The 5,299-nt window shown below is 65.0% G+C and carries 6 protein-coding genes and 1 pseudogene; 2 read left to right on the top strand and 5 right to left on the bottom strand.

Annotation, left to right across the window (positions count from 1 at the left end):
* Nucleotides 1–364, bottom strand: a 364-nt coding sequence (locus P1U55_RS11330; protein ID WP_301047686.1) for a B12-binding domain-containing protein, incomplete at its 3' end; no start/stop codon positions are given.
* A 224-nt stretch (nucleotides 365–588) separates the two neighbouring features.
* On the opposite strand from P1U55_RS11330, the gene P1U55_RS11325 reads away from it, so the two are divergent.
* Both P1U55_RS11325 and P1U55_RS11320 read left to right on the top strand, forming a co-directional pair.
* Nucleotides 589–1,689 carry a PA0069 family radical SAM protein gene (locus tag P1U55_RS11325; RefSeq protein WP_301047689.1) on the top strand — a complete coding sequence of 367 codons (1,101 nt, stop codon included), beginning with the start codon at nucleotides 589–591 and terminating at the stop codon, nucleotides 1,687–1,689.
* Nucleotides 1,690–1,703: 14 nt separating this feature from the next.
* Entirely contained in the window at nucleotides 1,704–2,330 is a 627-nt protein-coding gene (locus P1U55_RS11320) for a cyclopropane-fatty-acyl-phospholipid synthase family protein (protein WP_301047685.1), read from the top strand.
* 52 nt (nucleotides 2,331–2,382) lie between these two features.
* Here P1U55_RS11320 and bmt read toward each other — a convergent pair whose 3' ends face one another.
* The 4 genes and pseudogenes from bmt to P1U55_RS11300 form a co-directional block, all read right to left on the bottom strand.
* A complete protein-coding gene (gene bmt / locus P1U55_RS11315) occupies nucleotides 2,383–3,393 on the bottom strand; it encodes a betaine--homocysteine S-methyltransferase (RefSeq protein WP_301047684.1) in 1,011 nt (336 codons plus the stop codon).
* A 130-nt stretch (nucleotides 3,394–3,523) separates the two neighbouring features.
* Nucleotides 3,524–3,838 (bottom strand): hypothetical protein, encoded by a 315-nt coding sequence (locus P1U55_RS11310; protein WP_301047683.1) that lies wholly within the window; start codon nucleotides 3,836–3,838, stop codon nucleotides 3,524–3,526.
* A gap of 283 nt (nucleotides 3,839–4,121) precedes the next feature.
* Complete coding sequence (locus tag P1U55_RS11305; protein WP_301047682.1) at nucleotides 4,122–4,436, bottom strand: DUF1476 domain-containing protein; 315 nt, start codon at nucleotides 4,434–4,436, stop codon at nucleotides 4,122–4,124.
* Nucleotides 4,437–4,534: 98 nt separating this feature from the next.
* Nucleotides 4,535–5,299 (bottom strand): annotated as a pseudogene (locus tag P1U55_RS11300) (hypothetical protein); the annotation flags it as partial.

Raw genomic sequence — 5,299 nt, 5'->3', positions numbered from 1 at the left:
GGTTCTTGCCGATGTCGTGGATGTCGCCCTTGACGGTGCCGATCACCATCTTGCCCATGCGGGGCGCGCCGGTTTCCACCAGCAGCGGCTTCAGAATAGCCATGCCGCCTTTCATGGCATTGGCGGCCAGCAGCACCTCGGGGACAAACAGGATACCATCGCGGAAATCATCGCCCACCACCTTCATCGCCGCGACGAGCGCCTTTGTGAGGATGTCATATGGGGTCCACCCGCGCTCCAGCAGGATGGTGACGGCATCTTCGATCTCTTCTCTCATGCCGTCATAAAGATCGTCCCACATTTGCGGCACGAGTTCTTCGTCGGGGAGGTCGGAGAGGATGATATCGTCTTCTTCGTCAGCCATAAGGTTCGTCCTGGTCGGGGCCGCTAAACAGGGCCGGGTTTCTGATCCCATCGCCGAGATGGCGCGTTTGGACACGCCGGATTGCGACATGGCGCAGGGCTTTGCCGACTTATAGGCAGGATTTCACGCCAGTATAGGCTTAAAATTTGCATGTAAGACATGTGGTTCTTTCACATGTTCCGCAAATGTTCTATTGTGTGGCCATGGGTGATGACGAGAAAACCATGGCAGAGACGCAGGGCGTGTGGTCGGTTCCAGAGCACCGGCGGCGCGGGCGCGGGGCGGTGGCGAATGTGGCCGCGCGGTTTGAGCCTTATGCGGTTGAGCGGGTGGATGATGGCTGGGACACCGGGGCAGAGGTGGATCAGCCCATGCTGCGCACCGAGGTGGCAGAGGAGCGGCCCCGCACGATCATCACCCGCAATGCCTCGCCTGATCTGGGGTTTGACCGCTCGGTGAATGCCTATCGGGGCTGCGAGCACGGCTGCATTTACTGCTTTGCGCGCCCGAGCCATGCCTATCTGGGCCTGTCGCCCGGCCTTGATTTTGAAACCCGGCTGACGGCCAAGCCAGAGGCCCCGCAACGGCTGGCGGCGGAGCTGCGCAAACGGGGCTACACGCCCGCCGCGCTGGCGATGGGCACCAATACCGACCCGTATCAGCCCATCGAAAAGCGCTACCGGATCACCCGTGGGCTGCTTGAGGTGCTGGCGGCGCATCGCCATCCAGTGGGGATTGTCACCAAGGGCAGCTTGATTGAGCGCGATCTTGATATTCTGGGAGAGATGGCGAGCGAGGGGCTCGCGCGGGTGGGCGTATCGCTCACCACGCTGGACCCGATCGTTTCCCGCGCGATGGAGCCAAGGGTGCCGGCGCCGAAGCGGCGGTTGCAGATGATCGAGCGGCTGGCCAAGGCGGGGGTGCCGGTGCGGGTGATGGTGTCACCGGTGGTGCCGGGATTGACGGACCATGAACTGGAGGCGGTGATGGAGGCCGCGCAACAGGCGGGCGCGGGGTCGGCGGGTTACATCTTGCTGCGCTTGCCGCGGGAGGTCGCGCCGATGTTCGAGGCCTGGCTGGGGGAGCATTTTCCGGGTCGTGCCGTGCGGGTGATGAGCAAGATGCGCCAGATGCGCGGCGGCGCAGATTACGATGGCACATGGGGCAAGCGGATGGTGGGCCAGGGGGCACACGCCGAACTGCTGGCGCGCCGCTTTCAGATCACCGCCAAGCGGCTGGGGCTGGCCACCAAGATGCCACGCCTGCGGTGTGATCTGTTTCGGGTGCCGCCCGAACAGGGGGATCAGCTTGATCTGTTCGGCTAGCGTATCGCGGCAGGATGACGGGCAAAGAGGGGGCCGGAATGGGCAGTTGGAATGAGCGGTTTTCGCAAGAGGCCTATGTGTTTGGCACCGAGCCTGCGGGGTTTTTAAAGGCCCATGCGGCGGCGATCCCCAAGGGGGCGTCGGTGCTGTGCGTGGCCGATGGCGAGGGGCGCAACTCGGTTTATCTGGCAGAGCTTGGTTACAGGGTGACGGCCTTTGATAGCGCTCCGGCGGCACTGGAAAAGGCGCGTGCGCTGGCACGGGCGCGTGGGGTGGAGGTGGCATTTCATGAAGCGGGAATCGAAGGGTGGGATTGGTCGCAGCGGTTTGACGCGGTGGTGGGGGTGTTCATCCAGTTCGTTGGCCCACCGGAAAAGGCGCGGCTGTTGCGCCGCATTGGTGACGCGGTTGCGGATGGTGGGCTGGTTTTGCTGCACGGGTATCATCCGCGCCAGCGCGATGAGGGCTATCGCAGCGGCGGGCCGGGTGCGGTGGAAAACCTCTATACCGAGGCAGAGTTACGCGCGGTTTTTGCCGGGTTCGAGGTGCTTGAAGCGCGGGAGTATGATGCCGAGCTGGTCGAGGGGGAGGGCCACCTCGGGCGCTCGGCGCTGGTAGATTTCATCGCCCGCAAGCGGTGAGGCTGGCGGGGCGTGTCATGGCGCGACAGCAATTGCCGCCCGCTGCAGGCCCTTAACCGCGACGGCGACGGCGGCGGGCCGGGGCTTCGGGGGCGTCGCCGGTGCCATCGCTCGCGGAGGAGAAGCCCCCCAGCGCTTCGGCGATTTGCTCCAGGGTCGGGGCGTCGCCGCGCGGGCGGTTATCAAGCGCGTCACGCATGGCAGCAAGGTGTTCGGGCGCGGTGCCACAGCAGCCGCCGATGATTTGCACGCCCATGTCACGCGCCATGCAGGCGTAATTTGCCATCAACTCGGGGGTGCCATCATAGTGGATGTGGCCCTCAACGTATTTCGGGATGCCCGCGTTGCCTTTGGCGACCACGGGGATGGTGGGGTTTTCGGCGAGAAAGCCGGTCACGGTGCGCAGCAGATCAGCCGCGCCAACGCCGCAGTTGGCGCCAAAGGCCAGCGGCGGGTGCTCCAGCTTGTGAACCATCTTGACCATGGCCGAGGAGGTGAGGCCCATCATGGTGCGCCCGGCGGTATCAAACGACATGGTGCCGACCCATGGCATACCGGCGAGGCGGCAGCCCTCGGCGGCGGCCTGGTACTCTTCGACGGCGGAGATGGTTTCAACCCAGGCGACATCGGCCCCACCGGATTTCAGCCCCTCGGCCTGCTCGTGAAACATTTCAACGGCGGCGGCGTGGGTGAGGGTGCCGGTGGGCTCCATGATCTCGCCGGTCGGGCCCATCGAGCCGCAAACAACCACGGGGCGGCCTGCCTTGTCGGCCACTTCGCGGCCAATCTCGGCGGCTTTGCGGTTAAGTTCGCGCACCCGGCTTTGGGCGTTGTGCAGCTTGAGGCGCGAGGCATTGCCGCCAAAGCTGTTGGTCAAGAACAGGTCAGAGCCGGCATCAACCGCGCCTTGGTAGAGGGCGGTGATCCGGTCAGGGTGCTCATCGTTCCACAGCTCAGGCGCATCGCCCGCTTGCAACCCCATGTTGAACAGCATGGTGCCGGTGGCGCCGTCGGTGAGCAGGACGTCACGCTCGGCGAGCAGGCGGGAGAGGGCGTTGGTCATGGGGGCCTCGTGGTGTGGATGGTTGTGCGTGAGGTGCCACAGCCGGGCGGCAGGTGCAATCGCGAAGGCTGCATGAAGGTTATGAACAGGGGCGGAAAGCGGGTTTTGGCGCGGTTTTTGGGCAGTGGCGTCACGAGGCCTTTCGCTGGGCGAGGGGGGCGGTATCCGCCTTTGGGGTGCTGTCGCCTGCCGCGTTATGCTCGGCTCCAAGGGAGGGCAGGCGGCGCGGGCGGGCGATGCGGCGGGCAATGTCAACAGCGGCGAGGGCCAGTGCAAGGCGGTTTGGCGCGGCAAGGTAGAGCCGCTCCCATCGTGGCGCGAAGGCGGATTTGAACTGGCGCAGCCCGGCCCCGCCCTGCGAGGTGCCGAGGCGCGCACGCAAGGCGGTGAGCAGCGCGTGCTCGGCCAGCCCGCTGCTGCTTTCGCTCCCCGCGCGCAGCGGCACGGCGGCGAGCGACAGGCGCGGGCAGCCGTGGGCGGCGGGCCAACAAACTGGATGAACACTCCCACCGCCCGAAAAACCGCTGCGGTTTGACCGAGCCGTTGCTTCACCGTTCTGCGCATGGGGCCTCCATCCAACCGTGCCGGAAGCATTACCCCCATCGCGTGACCATAGGATTAACCCGCGAATTTTAACTAAGCGCGGGAATGGCCCACGAAAAAAGCGCCCCGAATGGAGCGCCTTGATCTGGTTTCAGCAGGGCCGTGGCCCGGCGGCAAGCCTCGGCTCAGATTTCCTGCATCAGCTGGGCTTTGGCCTCGGCCATGAGGGTCACCATCTGGGTGCGAACGGTGGCTTCATCGGCGAGATCGCCCAGATCACCGGCGACCTTGCGATAAACATCCTCGTCACCGGCCTCTTCAAAATCGGCCTTCACGACCTCTTTGGCGTAGTTCAGCGCATCGTCGCCTGCCTTGCCCATCAAACCCGCGGCCCAAAGGCCCAGCAGCTTGTTGCGGCGGGCTTCGGCTTTGAATTGCATCTCGGCGTCATGGGCGAACTTGTTTTCAAAGGCATTTTCACGATCGTCGAAGGTACTCATTGGCGGGGGCCTCCCAGAGATTGAAATGTCGGTCCCTGTTTAAGTGGAGCCGCAGGGGATGAAAAGCAAGGAAACGCCGCAAAGGGCGATGGATTGCGCTAACCGCGGGCGGAAAACAGGGCGGTAAGGCGGCTGATGGCGGCTTGTTTGGTGGCCTCGGGGCGGTCGCCGTTTGTGATCAGGGCGGCGGCAGAGGCGAGGGCGGCATCTATATCGCCCGCGTTGAGCTGGGTGGTGAGGGCATCAAGCCAGCTCACCTGTGCCTCGGTGGGCAGGGCGTCGTTGACCGCGTCGATCAGCAGGCTGGTGACTTCTTCTTCCCAAGCGGCACCAGTTGGCAGGCCGGCGGGTTGCTTGGGCTCTGGCTCGGCTTTCTGATCCGCCGCTGGCGCGGGGTGTGTTTCAGCCTTTTCTTCCGGCGTAGGGGCAGCGGGTGTGGTGCCTGGTGTGGGCGCGGGGGCTTCGGGGGCGACGGGCCGGGTCGAAAGCTCGATCACCTCGGTGTAGGCGCTGCGATCTTCGAGGAAGGCATCGGGATCAACGCCGAGGGCTTCCAGCAACTGGGCCTGCATGGCCGGGGTCAACCTATCGGCAAAGGCGGGGCCGGGGCGCAGGCGGGCCTCGGAGCGATGAGGAACGCCGCTGTCTGTTACCTGCCAATCGGCATCGTCGCTCAACCCTTGCACCGAGCGGGTGCCAAGGCGGCGCACGGCCTTGCCGTTACGATAAACCGAAAAGCCAAACTCGGCGCCGGGATGGCGCGCGCCCGACAGGCGAAAGCCAAGGATTTCCACGCCCGGCAGCGCCTCGGAGAGCTGGAGCAGGCGGGGCGAGGCACCGCCGTCTTCGCGCTCGCGAAATTC

Origin of the sequence: Vannielia sp. (assembly GCF_029212645.1) — a bacterium.
In the GTDB taxonomy this organism is placed as follows: Bacteria; Pseudomonadota; Alphaproteobacteria; order Rhodobacterales; family Rhodobacteraceae; genus Vannielia.
Note: the sequence above shows the minus strand (reverse complement) of the source record. Positions and strands in the feature narration are given on the sequence as shown.

Excerpts from the sequence above, each read along its gene's own strand:
- P1U55_RS11305 (WP_301047682.1), bottom strand. The coding sequence starts at position 4,436 with ATGAGTACCTTCGACGATCGTGAAAATGCCTTTGAAAACAAGTTCGCC.
- P1U55_RS11325 (WP_301047689.1), top strand. The coding sequence starts at position 589 with ATGGCAGAGACGCAGGGCGTGTGGTCGGTTCCAGAGCACCGGCGGCGC.
- bmt (WP_301047684.1), bottom strand. The coding sequence starts at position 3,393 with ATGACCAACGCCCTCTCCCGCCTGCTCGCCGAGCGTGACGTCCTGCTC.
- P1U55_RS11320 (WP_301047685.1), top strand. The coding sequence starts at position 1,704 with ATGACGGGCAAAGAGGGGGCCGGAATGGGCAGTTGGAATGAGCGGTTT.